This is a genomic window from Sediminimonas qiaohouensis DSM 21189, from assembly GCF_000423645.1.
In the GTDB taxonomy this organism is placed as follows: domain Bacteria; phylum Pseudomonadota; class Alphaproteobacteria; order Rhodobacterales; family Rhodobacteraceae; genus Sediminimonas; species Sediminimonas qiaohouensis.
Window position 1 is genome coordinate 25558 of sequence record NZ_AUIJ01000014.1, and the last position, 18226, is coordinate 43783.

Consider the following 18226-nt stretch of genomic DNA (forward strand, 5'->3'; position numbering starts at 1 on the left):
CGACTCCCCCGGGATATTTTGGGCCAGAAGATGCACGGGGCGTGCTGCCCTATCCTTCATCTTGCCCTAAATACTCCCGCCGGAGGCGGACCGAGCCGGCGCCCGAAGGGCACAGGCGAGACAGGCATGAGCGCGGCGTAGCCGCGCGCCGCTGGATTATTCTAGCGCCACAGGTGGGCTTGGCTGGCGAGCGCGCCTTGCGCCTTGGCCAGGAGCCGGACCCCGAGGCCGCCGCGGGCGTGGACGCGGTCGCGCAGGCGCTCAGCGATCACTTCGGCCGGACAGGGCAGGCCGGTGAGCGGGTCCATGTAGCGCGGGTAGTCGATCAGGGTGGCATGGGCCAGCCCCGCGAGGCCGGGGCGGGCCGTTCGGCGCGGCAGGGCCGGGCCGCGGTGATCGGTCAGGCCCCAGCCGGCGTAGAACGGCGCGCCAAGGGTGGTGACGGGCACGCCGCGCAGCAGCGCCTCGAAACCCAGCAGCGAGGTCATGGTCCACAGGCCCTGCACCTCGGGCAGGAGCGCGACCGGATCGGCGTGGTGCAGCACCATGTCGGCCAGGCCCGCGGCCGCATCCGGGGGCAGGGCGCCGCGGCGCAGGCCCGCCTCGACATCCGGGTGCGGCTTGTAGAGGATCACCGCGTCCGGGTTGGCCGCGCGGGCGGCGCGCAGCAGGTCATGGTTGGTGCGCACCGCTCCGGTGGCGCCAGCGCGGATCGAGGCGTCATCCTCGACCTGCCCGGCGACCAGGATGCGGCGGCCGTCGGGCAGCGGCGGCAAGGCCGCGCCTTGCAGGTTGTACTTGCTGACGCCGCCGCTGCGCAGGGCGGCGACCAGGGTCTCGGCGCGGGTTTGCTGATCGGGGCGCAGGACCGCACGCGCCGCGATCAGCCGCTCCAGGCGGCTTTCGCGGGCGGGATCGTAGTAGATGCCCAGGTCGTCGCAAACCAGCGATAGCGGCGCGACCAGTTCGGCGCCCAGGCCGCTGGAGCGCAGGAATCCGTCCTCGACGCGCACGGCGCCGTCTCCGGGGGCGGTATGTCCGGCCCATGTCATCAGGCGGCGGCCGTCCTTGGGCGCGCCCTTGCCCTGATCGAAGCGCACTGCGCGGTAGCGCCCGAAAAAGCGGTTGAGCGCCCCGCGTTTCCACAGGCGCATGCCGCGCGCGTGCCAGCCGCGCCGGTCCTCGCGCCAGGCGCGGGTTTCGGCGTCTAACTGGTCAATCGCCTGCTCCAGCGTGCACAGTCTGTCGCGGCAGGGATCGTACCAGATCGGGTAGAGGATCATCGCCGCCGCGAACAGCTGCGTGCGGGTAAGGCTCCGCTGGCGGCGGGTGATCGGGCGGGCATCGTGGCTAAGACCCCACCCGGCGTAGAACGGCTGGCCAAAGACATGCGGGCGGTGCCCGGCCATGATCGCCTCGAACCCCATTTGCGAGGACACGGTATAGACCGCCACCGCCCCTTCGAGGAGGGCATGGGGGCTGACCGGGGCGGTGCACAGGGTGATGCGGTCGGGGTCGGCCTCGGCGCTTTGGGCGGCGAAGTAGCCCGCGCGCGCGCCGCTGGCGGTGTCGGGGTGCGTTTTGATCACAATGGGGGTTCCAGGGTGATCGGCTTGCGCGTGATACAGCATCTCGCGGAACGTGTTGGCATCAGAGCCGCCGATCCGCACGGCGGCGTCATCGCGGGTCTGGTCGATTACCAGGACGTAGCCCGGCGGCGGCGGTGACAGGTCCGGATCGTGGGCGTTGTATTTGCTCAGATCCGCCTCGCGCAGGCGGGCGATGGCGCCGCGCGCGCGGTTCAGAAGTGCGGTATCGTCAAGCGGGTCCTCGGCCAGGATCCGCTCCAGCCTAGATGGGCGCGCCGGGTCGTAGTGCATGGCGCGCTCGTCCAGCAACAGGCCGATGGGCGGGCCGCCGCGGGCGCGTCCGGGATGCACGGAGCGCAGGAAGGCATCCTCGATCCGCACAAGCGGCGCGCCGGTGCGCGAAGCAAGCCATTCGCCGCGCCGCGCGCGGGGCGCGTGGCCCCAGACCGCGACCTGATCGCCGGCGCGGGGCCAGCCGAGGCGCAACTCATAGCCCGCCAGTTGCAGGATGCGGCGCAGGCGACGCTGGCGCAGAAAGCCGCCGCTGAGGTGGCACAGCCGCCGGGCCGTGGTGCCGGTATCGGCCGCGCGCGCCATAGCCCGGGTCAGTTGCCGGTGGCGTTCGACAGGGTGTTGACCGCGCCGAGCGAGCCGGTCATCGCCGAGATCGTCTTGTTCCACTGGGTAAAGGGCGCCTCAGTCACGTAAAGGGTATCGCCGTCGCGCACCGCGAAATCGCGGGCCATGAACATGCCGTTCGGCTCGGTCAGGTCGAGGACATAGACCATGCGCTGTGCGCCTTGCAGGTCGTTGCGGCCAAGCACCTGGTTGGCGATCTCGGCGGGCTCATTACGCATGACGAAGACGCCGGTCGGATCGGCGGCGTTGGACATCAGGCCACCGACCTGCGCGATCGCCTCGATGCCCGAGAGCGTCTGGCTTTCGAAGCGCACGCGCGATTGCGAGCCGGTTGCGCCAAGCGCGGTAAAGGAACGGGTGTCGCCCTCGACCAAAATGCGGTCGCCGGGGCGCAGGGCGATGTCGTATTCGGGGTGATCATAGAGGTCTTCGAACCACACGGTGCCGCGCTCGCCGTTGCGAATGACGGTGACTTGCGCGATCTCGGGCTCGATGGTGACGCCGCCGGCCTTGGCCAACATCGAGGAAAGGGTGCGGGTGGGCCGCTCGATGGGGTAGACGCCCTGTCCGCCAATGGCGCCGACCAGCGACACGGTCGCCCCATCGCCGGCAAGGCGGCGCACTTCGACCTGGGGATCGGGCGTTTGCACGCCCAACTTTTCGGTGATGATGCGGCGCAGCGCCTCGGGGGAGTTTCCGGAGGCGCGGATGCGACCGGCATAGGGGACAAAAATGAAGCCGGAGCCGTCGACCTGCACCTGCTCCAGCGCGGTGGAATTCGCCGCCTCGCCCGACAGCAGGCCATCATCCACGTTTTCCCAAATGGTCAGGCCCAGTAGGTCACCGGGGTGGATCGTGTCCGAGCCAAGTTGCCCGGCGCGTTTGAACGCCTCGGAAAAGCCGAGTGACGGGACAACGGAGGTTGCGCGGGTGACGCGGTCATTGACGGCGACGATGAAGGCATCGCCTTCGCGCTGCACGGAGCCTGCGAAAATCTCGCGCTTGTTCGGGCCCACGCGGGGCAGGCCACAGGACGCAACAAGCGCCACGGCGGCCAGAAGGGCGATGGACCGCGCCCAGCGGCTGGCAAGGGGTTTCACTGCTCGGTCTCCTCGACCTGTTATTGTTCTGCCTCGATTTTTTCGGCCAGCCTAACGGATCATGTGGTGAAAATCCAGCGTTAGCGTGCATCACGCGGCACAGGGGGCCGGGCGGTGATTTGACTGCTATGCCGGGAGGGCATGGATGGTCTGTTGTCACGGTTGGGTAACCGGCTGGGTGCCGCGCGGTGCCCGATCGCCGGGTGGGCGCAGCAACGCGTGTGGAGCGCGCTTTATGCCAGCCAAATACTTCCTCGTTATCGTTGGCGTGATACGCCTGCAAAAGCGCCCGCCCGTCACGCCGGAGGCGTGCCGACTTTCAACGGCGCACCTCCGGTGTGACGGGGACGGTCGGGCGCTGCGCGGCGGCGCACAAGCGTGCCTCGATTACGCGCGGTGTGCCTGTTGTCAAACCCCGGAGATCTTGCCGATCAGCGCACTAGCCGTAGCTGTTGCCGTGGCGCTGCGTTGCCGGAGGCTAGCGCCTGGTAGGGGTCTTCGTCGCTGAGCATCATGTCGACGACATGGCGCAGGAGTTGCCGGCGCCCGCGCGCGGAATAGTATCCGCCGGGTACCTGGCTGGTTTCCAGAAGGTAGCGGCGATACACGTCATAGGCGCGTCTGTCGGGGCGCTTTGCCCCTGCAAAGAAGGCGGCGAGCGGTTGATCGGATATGAACTCGGGCTTGGCGTAGACGGCATCGCCATAGACCTTGAGCGGCAGGCCGCGCCATAGCACCTGCTGTGCGGCAGTGGAATTCACGGTGACGGCGCTGCGCGCCTCATCCAGGAGTTGCGCCAGCTTCCCGCCCAGCAGGAAGTGCACCCGGCCGGCCACGTCTGCGCGCGCGGACAGGCGCGCGACCTCGCGGCGCAGGTTGACCCGCCCATCCTCGAGCGGGTGGGCCTTGATGACGAGGTGGTGATGCGCCGGCGCGCCGCGCGCGAACTCGCCGATCACCTGGTCGAGGAACTCGGTCATGCTGGAGAACGGCGAATGGACGCGAAAGCTGGCATCGTGTTCGAGTTGCAGCAAGGCAACGTGATAGGGAAATCGGCCCATCCGGATGCGCAGCGTGGTCAGGCGCCGCTCGGCCGCGAGAAACGGCATCGTCAGGAGCCGCCGCAGGTAAAGCCGGAATTCGCGCGTCACGCTCAGGTCGCGGTGCGGTTTGAAATTGCGGTAGCCGCGATTGGCGCACATGACGAACCAGTGATAGAGCGCCCCGTAGAAGATATGCTGGCGCATGTCGCCCCAGCGGGCGGGGGCGGCAGGCGTCTCGGCATCGCTATGGTCCAGGGTGGTGCGCATCTCGTCCACGCTGGTGTGCATCAGCCGCGAGTGGCCGTTGGCGCCGCCGCGCTCGTAGCTGATCCAGTAGGGGCGCAGGTAGCCTTCCTCATAAACATGCACGCGCAGGCCTCGGTCCTGGGCGATGCCAATGGCCTGCGTGTGGATGGTGCGGGTGTCGCCGTAAAGGACGATATCGGTGGCGCCCTTGTCGTCAAGCAGCGCCGCCAGCGTGTCCGGCCAGTCGGCGGCGTGGCCGCGAAACGGGATATAGCTGGCGGCGTGGGGCCAGAACGCCCTGTCGCCGGCGTTGAAGCCGATGCGCCAAACCTGCGCGCCGGTGCGGCGCAGCATCGTGCCAAGCTGGCTGAAGAACGGGCCGTGGGGCCCTTGCAGGAACACGAACACGCGCGGATCGGCGCGCTGCTGCGTGCCGGGGGCAGGGGGTGCCTGTGGTGCGCCGTGATCCGTCATGGCGCGTTGATAACGGCCACGCGGGACGAAAGTAAGGCGCAATGGTGACTAAACTTGCCTCGCGCGGCACGTAAGGCTAGGTCAGGCAAGGCGGCAAGCAGCTGCGCATTATCGAGAGAGGGTTCCATGTTCACCGGCATCATCACGGATATCGGAGAGGTTCGCGCGCTGGAGAATCGCGGCGATCTGCGGGCGCGCATCGGCACGCGCTATGACATGAGAAGCGTCGATCTGGGCGCGTCGATTGCCTGCGACGGGGTGTGCCTGACGGTGGTCGAGACCGGCGCGGACTGGTTCGACGTGGACATCTCGGCCGAGACGGTGGCGCGCACCAACCTGGATGCCTGGCGCGAGGGGACGCGCGTGAACCTCGAGCGGGCGCTGAAGGTCGGCGACGAGCTGGGCGGGCATATCGTGTCGGGCCACGTGGACGGCCTGGCGCGGGTCGCGTCGGTGCAGGACGAGGGTGACAGCACCCGCGTGACATTGCGCGCGCCGAAAGAGCTGGCGCGGTTCATCGCGCCCAAGGGCTCGGTCGCGCTGAACGGTGCGTCGTTGACGGTGAACGAGGTGGATGGCTGCGATTTCGGGATCAACTTCATCCCCCATACCAAGCAGGTCACGACCTGGGGCGACGTGGCCGAGGGGGATGATGTGAACCTCGAGATCGACACCATGGCGCGCTACGTGGCGCGGCTGGCGGAGATGAGCGCGTAGGGAGTGTTGCGTGATCGGGTTGCGGGGGGCAATGGAAGGTTCGCGCTCGGCCGGATAACGTTCCACAGCTCTTTTCGACATATCGGCAATGCACCATGCCCGGCTCTCCAAGCGGTAGTCATGCGTGCCGGGGCACCCTTAACATATTCATAAATTAAATTGCGTTGTGGCGTGTATGCCCTATGCTTTGTCTGAACCAAACGGGAGGACAAGTTCATGACGTTATTGAGACCGGGACGCCGCGATATCCTGAAGATGGCCGCGATGGCGCCGGCCTTTGCCCTGCCTGCGGTTGCGCGGGCGCAACTGGGCGCGCCGGCGGGCAAAAACCCCGCGTATTTCCGGTTCACCCTGGGCGAGGCGAAGCTGACGATCCTGTCGGACGGCTATTTCTCGCTGCCGACGGACGGCACCGGGGTGAATGCCGACCCCGAGGATGTGCAGGCCTTCCTCAAGCGGCATTTCCTGTCGCCCGAGATGGGGTATTCGCACACCAACCACCTGTTTATCGAGCTGGGCGATGCCAAGGTCCTGGTAGATGTGGGATCGGGCAATCGCTTCATGAATACCACCGGCCGGTTGATGGACAACATGGCCGAGGCGGGGATCGATCCCTATGAGGTGACCCATGTCATCATCACCCACGCGCACCCCGATCATATCTGGGGCATTCGCGACGGCTTCGACGAGGCGATCATCCCCGACGCGCAATACGTGATCGGCGAGGCCGAGCATGCCTATTGGACGCAGGACGGGCTGGTTGACCGGGTGCCTGCGGAGGATCAGCAATTCGTGCTGGGTGCGGTCAATTCGATCAACGTGGAAGGCGCCAAATGGACACTGGCCAGCGACGGCTACGAGGTGGCGCCAGGCATCCGGGTGATCGACACGCCGGGCCACACGCCGGGACACATGAGCGTGGTCGTGGAAAGCGGCGGCAAGCAGTTGATGGCACTTGGCGATGCGATGACGCACGCGCAGCTAAGCTTTGCGCGGCCGGGGTGGTTCAACGGGTTCGATTCGGACGGCCCGCAGACCGTCGAGACGCGGATGCGTCTTCTGGACATGGCCGCCGCCGACCGGATCAGCGTGCTGGGCTATCATTTTCCGTTCCCCGGCGTCGGCCATGTCCTGCGCGAGGCGGACGGATACCGCTTTTTGCCGGCGCTGTGGCAGTTCCAGGGGTAGCGCGCAGCGCCCGGCCACGTCAGGTTTGACTGGCATTCCGTGGCTGGGCGGGCTATCTGGCGGGGGTAAATCCGAGGGAACCCCATGTCTGACAGCAAACCGTTCGAAACCCCCGGCCCGGTCGAGGAAACCATGCGCGCGGCGATCAGCCCGATCGAGGACATCATCGCCGATGCCCGCGCCGGGCGCATGTTCATCCTTGTCGATCACGAGGACCGCGAGAACGAGGGCGATCTTGTCATCGCGGCCGAGTTCGCCGATGCGCAGGCGGTCAATTTCATGGCGACGCACGGGCGCGGCCTGATTTGCTTGCCGATGACCTCGGAGCGGATCGATCAGCTGGGCCTGCCGATGATGGCGGTCAACAACTCGTCGCGCCACGAGACCGCGTTCACCGTGTCGATCGAGGCCCGCGAGGGCGTGACCACCGGCATCTCGGCCGGCGACAGGGCGTTGACCATCGAGACCGCGATCAACGAGCAAAACACCGCCGCCAGCATCGCCACGCCGGGGCATGTTTTCCCGCTCAGGGCGCGCAATGGCGGGGTCCTGGTGCGGGCAGGCCATACCGAGGCCGCGGTGGACATCGCGCGGCTGGCGGGGCTGAAGCCGGCCGGCGTGATCTGCGAGATCATGAAGGAAGACGGCACCATGGCGCGGCTGCCCGACCTGGTGGAATTCGCGCAGGCGCAGGGGTTGAGGATCGGCACGATATCGGACCTGATCGCCTATCGCCACAAGCACGACAACCTGGTGCGCGAGACGCGCAGCGAGGTGGTCACATCGGCCTATGGCGGCGAGTGGCGGATGCGCATTTTCGCCGACGTGATCAGCGGCACCGAACACGCGGTGCTGACCAAGGGGGACGTGACCGATGGCCGGCCGGTTTTGGCGCGGGCGCATGCGCTGAACGCGCTTGAGGATATCCTGGGCATCGGCCTGTCCGCCCCCGAGCAAAAGCTGCCCCGCGCGATGGAGATCATCGCCGAGGAAGGGCGCGGCGCAGTATTCCTGTTCCGCGAGCCGCGGCCCAAGCTGATGCGCGCCGAGGATGACGACGGCCCGCGCACGGTCAAGCATACCGGGCTGGGCGCGCAGATCATGTCGACGATGGGGCTGCACGAGCTGATCTTGCTGACAGACAGCCCCGATACCCGGTACCTCGGGATCGATGCCTACGGCATATCCATCGTGGGCACCCGCCCGCTGACCCAAGGAGAGACGTGATGGCCGCAACCGACGAGCATAGCAGCCTGCCGCGCCCCGAGTTCGACCGGCCGGTGAATATGCTGATCGTGGTGGCGCCGTTTTACCGCGATATCGCCGATAACCTGCTGGCCGGTGCCCGCGCCGAGATCGAGGCGGCGGGCGGAACCCACGAGACGGTAGAGGTGCCCGGCGCGCTGGAGCTGCCGACGGCGATCGGCATGGCGGGGCGGATGAAGGAGTATGACGGCTATGTCGCGCTTGGCTGCGTGATCCGGGGCGAGACGACGCATTACGAGACCGTGTGCAACGACAGCTCGCGCGCGCTGACGCTGCTGGGATTGCAGGGGCTGTGCATCGGCAACGGTATCCTGACGGTCGAGACCCGCCACCAGGCCGAGGTGCGCGCCGATCCCACCGATCAGAACAAGGGCGGCGGCGCGGCAGCAGCTGCCTTGCATCTGGTCGCGCTTGGCCGTAAGTGGGGCGCGGCCCGCAAGGGGGTCGGGTTTCAGACCCAGCCCGGCAGCAAAGGTTCGGGCACGGATTCCAAGGGTACATCCACCACATGACCACCGCAGACGACAGGCCACAGGCCCCATCGGGCAATCTCAGACGGCGGATGAAATCCGCCGCGCGGCTCTATGCCGTGCAGGCGTTGTTCCAGATGGAGCATTCGCAGCAATCCTCTCAGGCGGTGCGGGCCGAGTTCCTTGCCTACCGCTTTGGAGAGGAGCGCGACGGGGTCGAGATGCTGGACGGGGATACCGAGCTGTTTGGCAAGATCCTGGATGACGCGGTGAACTGGCAGGGGCGGATCGACAAGATGACAGACCGCGCGTTGGTGGCCAAGTGGCCGATCGACCGGATCGACCCGACGCTGCGGGCGCTGTTTCGCGCGGCGGGGGCGGAACTGGTCAATTCCGACACGCCCCCGCGTGTGGTGATCAGCGAGTACGTAGATGTCGCCCGCGCCTTTTTCCCCGAGGGCAAGGAAGGCGATTTCGTCAACGCGATCCTTGATCACATGGCGCGCGCGGCCAAGCCCGAGGCATTCTGACCCAGCCGCCCGCTGGGCGGGCGTCATTGCCGCGCGGGACCAGCGCCGTTACACCTGTTGCAATGGTGCACGCAGGGCGGGGCAGGCGCGGATGAAGTGGTTATTCACCAAGTTACCTGAGGCACTGGGAGATGTCGGGCGCGTGTTTCGCGTATCGCTCCTGATCGTGGCGGCGTTTGTCGTGGCGGCGGCCATCGTCCCCGGCGCGGTCCAAACGGCGGCGCAGGCCATCTTGCACGCGACGGCGGCCAACGTGGGGTGGATGTACCTGCTGGTCACCACGGGATTCGTGGTGTTCGTGCTGTATTTGGGGGTGTCGCGGGCCGGCAATATCCGGCTGGGTCCGGATGACGAGCCGCCGGAGTTTTCCTTTAACAGTTGGCTGGCGATGATCTTTTCCGGGGGTATGGGCGTGGGCCTTGTGTTCTGGGGCGTGGCAGAGCCGATGATGCATTTCAACGACCCGCCCCTGGGCAACGGCCTGCCGCGCACCGCCGCCGCCGCGCAAACCGGGATGCGGTATGCGTTTTTCCACTGGGGTGTGCACCAATGGGCCAGTTTCGTGCTGGTTGGACTGGCGATTGCCTATGTACGGTTTCGCCACCAAAGCCGCGGCCTGATCAGCGAAACGCTGCGCCCGGTTCTTGGGGATCGGGCCGACGGCGGATGGGGCGATGCGGTGGATGTCCTGACGGTGGTGTCCACGGTGTTTGGCGTGGCGACGACGCTGGGCCTTGGGGTGTTGCAGATCAACAGCGGGGTCGCGCGCCTGACGGGGCTACCGTATGGGTTTGGCATACAGCTTTTGATCCTGGCGGTGCTGGGCGGGCTGTTCATGCTGTCGGCGATGACCCCGCTGGAGCGTGGCGTGCGGGGCCTGAGCAACGTCAACATGGGCTTGGCGGGCGCTTTGCTATTGGTTGTGCTGCTGCTGGGGCCGACATCGTTCATCTTTGGCGTGATGACCCAGACGCTGGGCGAATACCTGGGCAACGTGGTGCAGATGAGCCTTGTCACCAGCCCCTATTCAGGCGGGCAATGGGTTGAGCAGTGGACGATCTTCTACTGGGCCTGGGGCCTGAGCTGGGCGCCGTTCGTGGGCAGCTTTATCGCGCGCATCTCGCGCGGGCGCACGATCCGCGAGTTCGTGCTGGGCGTGATGATCGTGCCGGTGGCGTTGAGCATGCTGTGGTTTGCCACCTTTGGCGGCGCGGCCATCCATTTCGAGATATTCGAGAATGCCGACATCGCGGGCGCGGTGGCGCGCGAGGTGCCAGCGGGGCTTTATGCGCTGCTGGATCAACTGCCGGGCGGGGGCCTTTGGGCGGTGCTGGCGATCCTGCTGGTGTGCATGTTCCTGGTCACGTCGGCCGATTCCGCGACGGTGGTTCTGGGCATGTTCACGGCGCGCGGGGTGCTTAACCCGTCGCGCATGCTGCGGCTTTTGTGGGGGGTGGCGCAGTTGCTGGTGGTGGTGGTGCTTTTGCTGACCGGGGGGCTGGAAAGCCTGCGGACGGTGTCGATCATCGCGGCGTTTCCTTTCATGCTGTTGATGTGCGTGATCGCGGTGTCGCTTTATCGCGACGTGCGGCAGGACTTCGAGTTGCAGGATGAAAAGGCGCGCCTGCTGAGCAGCCGCATCGACAACCTGTTGCTGCGCGAATCCGAGCGCCGCGCCGCCGAGGAGGCCGCCGAGGAGGTCCACCCGAACGCGCCGGATTGTGATCCGCCGGATGGACCGGGCGCAGGCGGGTAGCGGGCTGTTGAGAGAGGGTCGCACGGCCCGGGCTTGCAGCCCACTAAGGATGTGGAAAAGTGCTCGAAGAACGACTTCCCCGGCGGGGGAGATGGGTTCAGGGTAATTGGCGCGAAGTGGCGCATATTGGCGCAGGGCGGGCGCGAGGGTTGTAATATGCAGGTCGTGCGATACGTTTATACATGACAGCCAAAAAGGAGGCGACCATGCCCAAGCTTATCCGTCTCTACATCAAGCACGTCCTGATCGGCTTTGGGATCGCCGGGGCCTTTGTCGCGATGCTGCTTTATTTCAACGTGGCCAGCCTCTGGCACCTCGTCACGCATTCCGATGCCGGTCTTCTGGCCGTTGTTGTGCTGTGGTTTGCCAACGGGATCGTCTTTGCCGGGGTTCAGTTCGCCATCGCGGTGATGAACCTCAAGGATGAAGACGATGATGATCAAGGCGGCAAGCGCGACGGTATCGCCGTGGATCTGCGCCGGATGATCCCCGTGCGTGCAACCGCGAAAGCAAACGACAAGCGCCGCTGATCCGCCATTTGGCGGGTACGCCTTGTGCCAAGTGCGCCTTGTGTTCAGTCCGGGGAATGTGTGGCGGGCCCGCAGCGACCGTGTGGTTAACGAATTCCCGAGAGCCTGTGAGTACAGGTGGGCGCCGGGTAAACAGACCACGGCCTGAACAGAGCCAGCTCCCTCGGAAGTTTTTAAGGCCACTGGAATGTAACCGTTTCACGCGAAGAGCAGAACCCGCCAACACCCTACCTAATGCGCCGTCGGAGCCGCGACAAGGGCTTGCATTCGTTCGCGTTTCGTTCATATTGATTTCATGCCTGAACCCACACTCCCCGGTGTCCTTCTGGCGCGCGGCGTTTCCCGCGCGCTGATCGGGCACGGGTTTGTATCTGTTGAGGAATTCGTGCCCACGCAGGGCCTTCGCGTGGACGTGATGGGCCTTGGCCCCAAGGGGGAATTATGGGTGATCGAGTGCAAGTCAGGGCTGGCGGATTTCCGCGCGGACACCAAGTGGCAGGGCTATCTGCCATGGTGCGACCGCTTCTTTTGGGCAGTGGACCGCGATTTTCCGCAAGACGTGCTGCCCGACGAGAGCGGCATATTCGTGGCCGACGCCTATGACGCCGAGATACTGCGCATGGCGCCGCAAACGCCGCTACCGCCGGCGCGGCGCAAGGTCTTGACGCGCAAATTCGCCATGCACGCGGCGCGGCGGCTGCATGCCCTGCGCGACCCTGAGGCGCGACTCAGCGTTTGACGTGGCGCGCCCCGCCAGCGGCGGCGCGGATTTCCTCGGCGATTTCATCGGCCTCATCAGGGGTGAAATCCATCGGGATTTCAATGCCGTCCGCCTCGATGAACAGGCGCACCATTCCCAGGTTGGTCGGTCCGATCCTGAGGTTGGCCTCGATGTTGCGTTCGGTGTCGATGCCCATTCTCGTTCTCCTTTGCTGGCGCTGTGTGCTACTGGCTTTGCCCTTGATTGACAAGCATCGAGCGGCAATCATGCGCGCCATGGATACGATCGCCTTGCACCCATTTACCCCGAATGATGCCGAATGGCTGATTGCGCAGCACGAGGCGCTATATGCCAGTGATGAGGGGTTCGACGCCACGTTCGGCGCGTTGGTGCGCGGGATTGTCGAGGGGTTCATCGCCGATCACGACCCCGAGGCCGAGCGCGGTTGGATCGCGTGGCAGGGGCAGCGCCGGGTCGGCAGCATCTTTTGCACGCGCCACGATGCACAAAGCGCCAAGCTCAGGCTATTCCTTATTGTGCCCGAGGCACGGGGCAAGGGGCTGGGTCACAGGATGCTGGACCAGTGCATGGCGTTTGCGCGCGCGTGTGGATACGTGCGGATGCAGCTTTGGACGCATGAAAGCCACCGTGCCGCCTGTGCGCTCTATGCGTCGCATGGCTGGCGTTTGACCGCATCGCACCCGGTGCGCAGTTTCGGCGTGGACCTTGTTGAACAAAGCTGGGAAATCGACCTTTAACAGGCTTGCATTCAGCGAGCAGTAAAGATAAATCGCCCCCCAGTGCCGCCTTAGCTCAGTTGGTTAGAGCGCTGGATTGTGGATCCAGAGGTCCCCCGTTCGAGCCGGGGAGGCGGTACCATCCTTCGGGGCCGTATCGGAACGTAAGGGCGCGCCGGTTTGCCGGCGCTGTTAGTTTGGCGTTTCGATCTTGATCGTTTGTCTGAGCATGCCGCTGTTTCGGTCGAAGATCAGGATCTCGTCCTGGGCGGTGACGACGGCATACCACTTGTCGGTCATGGTAAAGGCCGCGGGCGTGCTGCCGTCGGGCAGGGTGATCGCGCCGGGAACGGGGGCGGGGCGATCCGAAAAGCGGATGACAAACAGGGCGATGATGACTAGAAGCCCTGCAATCATCGTGCCTGTCAGAATTGTAACCAGCAGGCGCAGGTACTTGAGGTTTGCCGGCTCTTCCGGCTGAGGGTTTTCATCCATGGGTTCCGCCCGTTTGACGTTTTGCATCGCGGCCGATCCGCCTGCCCGCCTTGATAAGGCGCTTTCGCGCGATGTGCCAGCGTCGGCTGCGCTGTCGCGGACGCGGCTGGCCCGGCTGATGGCAGAGGGGTGCGTGCGGGTCAATGGCGCGCGCGCAGACAACCCCAAGGCCCGCGTGGCCGAAGGCGACGCGATCGAGATCGACGTGCCGGAGGCGCAAGAAAGCCACATAGGCGCGCAGGAGATCGCGCTTGAGGTGGTGTATGAGGATGATGACCTGATCGTCGTGAACAAACCGGCGGGCATGGTCGTTCACCCCGCGCCGGGCAGCCCCGAGGGCACGCTTGTCAACGCGCTATTGCATCATTGCGGCGATAGCCTGTCGGGCGTGGGAGGGGCGCGCAGGCCGGGCATCGTGCACAGGATCGACAAGGATACCACCGGGCTGCTGGTGGTGGCGAAATCCGACCGGGCGCATCATGGCCTGGCCGAACAGTTCGAGAAACACAGCGTCGAGCGCGCCTATCTCGCGGTGGCCCACGGTGTGCCCGAGGCGGGTGATCCGCGCCTGCGCGGGGTGCGCGGTGTTGGGTTTGAACAGGGCGGCATCCTGCGCATCACCACGCAACTGGCCCGCCACAAGGCCGACCGCCAGAAACAGCAGGTGGTGTTCCAGGGCGGGCGCCACGCCATCACCCGCGCCCGCGTTCGCGAGCGGTTCGGCACCCCGCCAGTGGCCAGCCTCCTGGAATGTTGGCTGGAGACCGGGCGCACGCACCAGATCCGCGTGCACCTGGCGCACGCTGGGCATGCCCTGATCGGCGATCCGGTCTATGGCGGCCGCCGCAAGATCGCCCAAAAGGCTGTGTCCGATGCCGCGCTGGAGGCGGTGCGCGGCTTTGGCAGGCAGGCGTTGCACGCGGCTGTCTTGGGGTTCGAACATCCCGTGTCGGGGCAAATGATGCGCTTTGAGGCGCCTATGCCGCCCGACATTGAGGCGCTTGTCACGGCGCTACGCCAAGGCGGCGCGTGCACGGTGTCGTGAGCGCCCTGCAATCGGGTTTCGTTCATGCTACAATGCGCCTACATTTCCGAAAGCATTCGCGTCTAGGCTTGAAAGGGCGCAGCGGATTACCTAGATCAATGTTAAGCCCCTATACATTAAGGAGGGACGCAACTTGAGCAACTATGCAAACCTGCCCGTGCCCACGCCCGAGGGCGGGCTGAACAGGTACCTTCAGGAGATCCGCAAGTTTCCCCTGCTGGAGCCTGAAGAGGAATACATGCTGGCCAAACGCTGGGCCGAGGAGCAGGACACCGAGGCGGCGCACAAGATGGTTACCAGCCACCTGCGCCTGGCGGCCAAGATCGCCATGGGCTACCGCGGCTACGGGCTGCCGCAGGCCGAGGTGATTTCCGAGGCGAACGTGGGCCTGATGCAGGCGGTCAAGAGATTCGATCCCGAAAAGGGGTTCCGCCTGGCGACCTATGCCATGTGGTGGATCCGCGCCAGCATCCAGGAATATATCCTGCGCAGCTGGAGTCTTGTAAAGCTTGGCACCACCAGTGCGCAAAAGAAGCTGTTCTTCAACCTGCGCAAGGCGAAGGCCCGCATTGGCGCGCTGGAAGAGGGGGATCTGCGCCCCGAGGCGGTGCAGCGGATCGCCACCGATTTGGGCGTGACCGAGGACGAGGTCATATCGATGAACCGCCGCCTGTCGGGCGGGGATGCCTCGCTCAACGCGACCGTGGGGTCCGAGGGCGAGGGAACCATGCAATGGCAGGACTGGCTGGAGGACGAGCACGCCGACCAGGCCGCCGATTACGAGGACCGCGACGAGCTGGACGCCCGCCGCGAGATGCTGGGCCAGGCAATGGATGTACTGAACGAGCGGGAACGCGATATCCTGACGCAGCGTCGCTTGAAGGACGAGACCGTGACGCTGGAAGAGCTGAGCACACAATACGACGTCAGCCGCGAGCGCATCCGCCAGATCGAGGTGCGGGCCTTTGAGAAACTGCAACAGCGCATGCGCGAATTGGCCGCCGAGAAAGGCATGCTGGAGCAGGCATGAGAGCGGGAGGCAAAGACAATGGCCGGTGGATGGGCGCGTGACGGCGCGGTTAACGAACAGATCGAAGCCTCGATCGCGGACGAGCTGGCGCGGATGAAATCCCGGCGCGCCCCGGTGGGCGAAAGCGCGCGTTACTGCGCGGACTGCGAAGAAGAGATCCCGCCCGCGCGGCGCGAGGCGATACCCGGCGTCAAGCTGTGTATCGAGTGCCAGCAGGAGCGCGACGCGCGCAATCGCCCGCGCGGCGGCCCCAATCGCCGTGCCTCGAAGGACAGCCAGCTGAAATAACGCGGGCAGGGGCGCTGCCCCTCTTGGCCTGCGGCCAATTCACCCCGGGATATTTTTGGCCAGAAGATGCAACGTTTTGTTAATCCGCGCCGGTCATCATGAACCGGCGGTACAGGCGGGGACGCCGATGACCGCGCCAGGAGAAGCACGTTTCGTTTCCCTCCACGGGAGGGTCCTTGGGGCTCTCCCGTGTTTTCTTCTGGCTCAAAATATCCCCGCCGGAGGCTCCGCCGGGTCTCTCATGCGCGACGGGTGGCGTCAGTCTTCCATCGCTTCCAGCTCGTCGATCATGGATGAGATCATCGAAAGCCCCTTGTCCCAGAATTTTGGGTCGCTGGCATCAAGGCCGAACGGGGCGAGCAATTCGGAATGGTGCTTGGAGCCGCCCGCCTTGAGCATCTCGAAGTACTTCTCCTCGAAGCCATCGGGCGATTCGCGGTAGACGGCGTAGAGCGCGTTCACCAACCCGTCGCCGAAGGCATAGGCGTAGACGTAGAAGGGCGAGTGGACGAAGTGCGGGATGTAGGCCCAGAACGTCTCGTAGCCGTCCATGAACTCGAACGCGGGGCCGAGGCTTTCGGCCTGAACGCTCATCCACAGGTCGTTGATGTCGTCGGGGGTCAATTCGCCGCCGCGGCGCGCCTCGTGCAGCTTGCATTCGAAGTCGTAGAACGCGATTTGCCGCACCACCGTGTTGATCATGTCCTCGACCTTGCCGGCAAGCAGCGTCTTGCGTTCGCCTTGCGTGGCGGCCCCGTCCAGCAGCTTGCGGAAGGTCAGCATTTCGCCGAAGACGCTGGCGGTTTCGGCAAGGGTGAGCGGGGTCGCGGAGAGCATCTCGCCCTGGTCGGCAGCCAGAACCTGGTGCACGCCGTGGCCCAGCTCATGCGCGAGGGTCATAACGTCGCGCGGTTTGCCCAGGTAGTTCAGCATCACGTAGGGATGGACATCGGTCACGGTGGGGTGCGCGAAGGCGCCGGGCGCCTTGCCGGGTTTCACGCCGGCGTCGATCCAGCCCTTGTCGAAAAACGGTTCGGCCAGCTCGGCCATGCGTGGATCAAAGCCGCTATAGGCGTCCATGACCATGCTGCGCGCGGTGGTCCAGTCGACGGTTTTTGGCTCTTCGATGGGCAGCGGTGCGTTGCGGTCCCACACCTGCATCTTGTCCAGCCCCAGCCATTTGCGCTTTAGCTCGTAATAGCGGTGGCTGAGCTTGGGATAGGCGGCGACAACGGCGTTGCGCAGGGCCTCGACGACCTCGGGCTCGACATCGTTGGACAGGTGCCGGCCGGTTTGCGCCGAGGGCATGCCGCGCCAGCGATCCATCACCTCTTTTTCCTTGGTTTGCGTGTTGTGCACTCGGGCAAAGATGTGGCGGTTGTCGCCCAGAACGCGGGCCAACTCGTGCGCGGCGGCCTCTCGCTTGTCGCGGTCGGGGTCGGTCAGGAAATTGAGCGTGCCCTCGATGCCGAGCGTCTCCCCGTCCACGACGAATTCCAGTCCTGCGATGGTTTCGTCAAAGAGGCGCTCCCACGCGTCGCCGACGACGCCCAAATCATGCAGGAATTTCTCGAGCTCGTCAGAGAGCTGATAGGGTTTCATCGCGCGGATGCGCTCGAACACGCGGGTATAGCGGCCCAACTCTGCGTTCTGCGCCAGGAGCGCGTCGAGGTGACTATCGTCGAGCCGGTTCAATTCGAGCGTGAAGAACACCAGCGGCGTGGTGTAGTTGGTGATCTTTTCCTGGCAATCGGACAGGAACTTGGCGCGCCCCGCGTCGGTTGTCTGCTGGTAGTAGCGCAGCCCCGCGAAGGACATGATGCGTCCCGCGACGGCGCTGATGCGTTCGTTGCGCTTGACGCAATCCAGCATCTCGTCCGCCGACAGGTTGGCCAGCTTGCCCTCGTAGTCCTGGGCGAAGCGGGCGCAGGCGTCTTCCAGCCAGTCCAGATCGCGCTTGAGCTCGGGGGCGTCGGGGGCGGTGTAGAGGTCCGACAGATCCCATTCCGGCAGCGGGCCCAGGTCCTTGTCACCGTGGGGGGCGTTTGCATCGCGGGCGGGCTGGGGCAGGTGGATCATGCGGAGTTCCCTTTTGTTGCTCGGCTCAGACATATGCGGGCGGCGGCGATGGCTCAAGGGGCGACGTCCGAATTGCGCGGGCTAAGGGGGCTGGTTTGCCATGCCGGAGGGACATGATGGCCTTGAGCGGATATTGGGCGACCGCCTGACGAGCCGCGCAAGGCGATATATGAGATGTCCGCGACGGGTCGCCACCGCCCCCAGTACCCCGCACCTTATGCCATATGTCGCACACTCGCGCTTGCTCGCGGCTTGCGTTCGGCCCGCCTGCGGGTAGTGTGGC

At 65.5% G+C, this 18226-nt stretch carries 18 protein-coding genes and 1 tRNA gene; 13 read left to right on the forward strand and 6 right to left on the reverse strand.

Features of this window, described 5'->3' with window-relative positions:
- Window positions 1–161 precede the first annotated feature (161 nt).
- From G568_RS0112315 to G568_RS0112325, 3 genes are all read right to left on the reverse strand, one after another.
- Window positions 162–2186 carry a capsular polysaccharide biosynthesis protein gene (locus G568_RS0112315; protein ID WP_026758326.1) on the reverse strand — a complete coding sequence of 675 codons (2025 nt, stop codon included), beginning with the start codon at window positions 2184–2186 and terminating at the stop codon, window positions 162–164.
- 8 nt (window positions 2187–2194) lie between these two features.
- Complete coding sequence (locus G568_RS0112320; protein WP_026758327.1) at window positions 2195–3328, reverse strand: polysaccharide biosynthesis/export family protein; 1134 nt, start codon at window positions 3326–3328, stop codon at window positions 2195–2197.
- A 431-nt stretch (window positions 3329–3759) separates the two neighbouring features.
- Complete coding sequence (locus G568_RS0112325) at window positions 3760–5091, reverse strand: capsule biosynthesis protein (RefSeq protein ID WP_084627397.1); 1332 nt, start codon at window positions 5089–5091, stop codon at window positions 3760–3762.
- A 126-nt stretch (window positions 5092–5217) separates the two neighbouring features.
- Here G568_RS0112325 and G568_RS0112330 point away from each other — a divergent pair, with 126 nt between their 5' ends.
- From G568_RS0112330 to G568_RS0112365, 8 genes are all read left to right on the forward strand, one after another.
- Entirely contained in the window at window positions 5218–5808 is a 591-nt protein-coding gene (locus G568_RS0112330) for a riboflavin synthase (RefSeq protein ID WP_026758329.1), read from the forward strand.
- A gap of 216 nt (window positions 5809–6024) precedes the next feature.
- Window positions 6025–6996, forward strand: coding sequence for an MBL fold metallo-hydrolase (locus G568_RS0112335; protein ID WP_026758330.1), 972 nt, complete (start codon window positions 6025–6027; stop codon window positions 6994–6996).
- 84 nt (window positions 6997–7080) lie between these two features.
- Window positions 7081–8223 (forward strand): 3,4-dihydroxy-2-butanone-4-phosphate synthase, encoded by a 1143-nt coding sequence (gene ribB / locus G568_RS0112340; RefSeq protein WP_026758331.1) that lies wholly within the window; start codon window positions 7081–7083, stop codon window positions 8221–8223.
- A complete protein-coding gene (locus tag G568_RS0112345; RefSeq protein ID WP_026758332.1) occupies window positions 8223–8774 on the forward strand; it encodes a 6,7-dimethyl-8-ribityllumazine synthase in 552 nt (183 codons plus the stop codon). The genes ribB and G568_RS0112345 overlap by 1 nt, the downstream gene beginning before the upstream one ends.
- Complete coding sequence (gene nusB, locus G568_RS0112350; RefSeq protein ID WP_026758333.1) at window positions 8771–9262, forward strand: transcription antitermination factor NusB; 492 nt, start codon at window positions 8771–8773, stop codon at window positions 9260–9262. The genes G568_RS0112345 and nusB overlap by 4 nt, the downstream gene beginning before the upstream one ends.
- A 91-nt stretch (window positions 9263–9353) precedes the next feature.
- Window positions 9354–11018, forward strand: a complete 1665-nt coding sequence (locus tag G568_RS18775; protein WP_051202976.1) for a BCCT family transporter — start codon at window positions 9354–9356, stop codon at window positions 11016–11018.
- 206 nt (window positions 11019–11224) lie between these two features.
- Window positions 11225–11548, forward strand: a complete 324-nt coding sequence (locus tag G568_RS0112360; RefSeq protein WP_026758334.1) for a hypothetical protein — start codon at window positions 11225–11227, stop codon at window positions 11546–11548.
- 295 nt (window positions 11549–11843) lie between these two features.
- Complete coding sequence (locus G568_RS0112365) at window positions 11844–12287, forward strand: MmcB family DNA repair protein (RefSeq protein ID WP_026758335.1); 444 nt, start codon at window positions 11844–11846, stop codon at window positions 12285–12287.
- On the opposite strand, the gene G568_RS0112370 is transcribed toward G568_RS0112365, so the two are convergent.
- A complete protein-coding gene (locus G568_RS0112370) occupies window positions 12277–12465 on the reverse strand; it encodes a DUF6324 family protein (protein ID WP_026758336.1) in 189 nt (62 codons plus the stop codon). The genes G568_RS0112365 and G568_RS0112370 overlap by 11 nt on opposite strands.
- Window positions 12466–12544: 79 nt before the next feature.
- Between G568_RS0112370 and G568_RS0112375 the strand changes: the two genes are divergently transcribed.
- Complete coding sequence (locus G568_RS0112375) at window positions 12545–13027, forward strand: GNAT family N-acetyltransferase (protein WP_026758337.1); 483 nt, start codon at window positions 12545–12547, stop codon at window positions 13025–13027.
- A gap of 44 nt (window positions 13028–13071) precedes the next feature.
- A tRNA-His gene (locus G568_RS0112380) sits at window positions 13072–13148 on the forward strand.
- A 50-nt stretch (window positions 13149–13198) separates the two neighbouring features.
- On the opposite strand, the gene G568_RS0112385 is transcribed toward G568_RS0112380, so the two are convergent.
- On the reverse strand, window positions 13199–13501 hold the full coding sequence (locus G568_RS0112385; RefSeq protein ID WP_026758338.1) for a DUF6476 family protein: 303 nt from the start codon (window positions 13499–13501) through the stop codon (window positions 13199–13201).
- Between G568_RS0112385 and G568_RS0112390 the strand changes: the two genes are divergently transcribed.
- The 3 genes from G568_RS0112390 (at window position 13500) to G568_RS0112400 (ending at window position 15864) form a co-directional block, all read left to right on the forward strand.
- Window positions 13500–14546 (forward strand): RluA family pseudouridine synthase, encoded by a 1047-nt coding sequence (locus tag G568_RS0112390; RefSeq protein ID WP_026758339.1) that lies wholly within the window; start codon window positions 13500–13502, stop codon window positions 14544–14546. The two genes, G568_RS0112385 and G568_RS0112390, sit on opposite strands and share 2 nt — an antisense overlap.
- A 133-nt stretch (window positions 14547–14679) precedes the next feature.
- Window positions 14680–15576 (forward strand): RNA polymerase sigma factor RpoH, encoded by an 897-nt coding sequence (gene rpoH / locus G568_RS0112395; RefSeq protein WP_026758340.1) that lies wholly within the window; start codon window positions 14680–14682, stop codon window positions 15574–15576.
- An 18-nt stretch (window positions 15577–15594) separates the two neighbouring features.
- Entirely contained in the window at window positions 15595–15864 is a 270-nt protein-coding gene (locus G568_RS0112400; protein ID WP_026758341.1) for a DksA/TraR family C4-type zinc finger protein, read from the forward strand.
- Between the two features lie 258 nt (window positions 15865–16122).
- Here G568_RS0112400 and G568_RS0112405 read toward each other — a convergent pair whose 3' ends face one another.
- A complete protein-coding gene (locus G568_RS0112405; RefSeq protein ID WP_026758342.1) occupies window positions 16123–17943 on the reverse strand; it encodes a M3 family oligoendopeptidase in 1821 nt (606 codons plus the stop codon).
- Window positions 17944–18226: the final 283 nt, after the last annotated feature.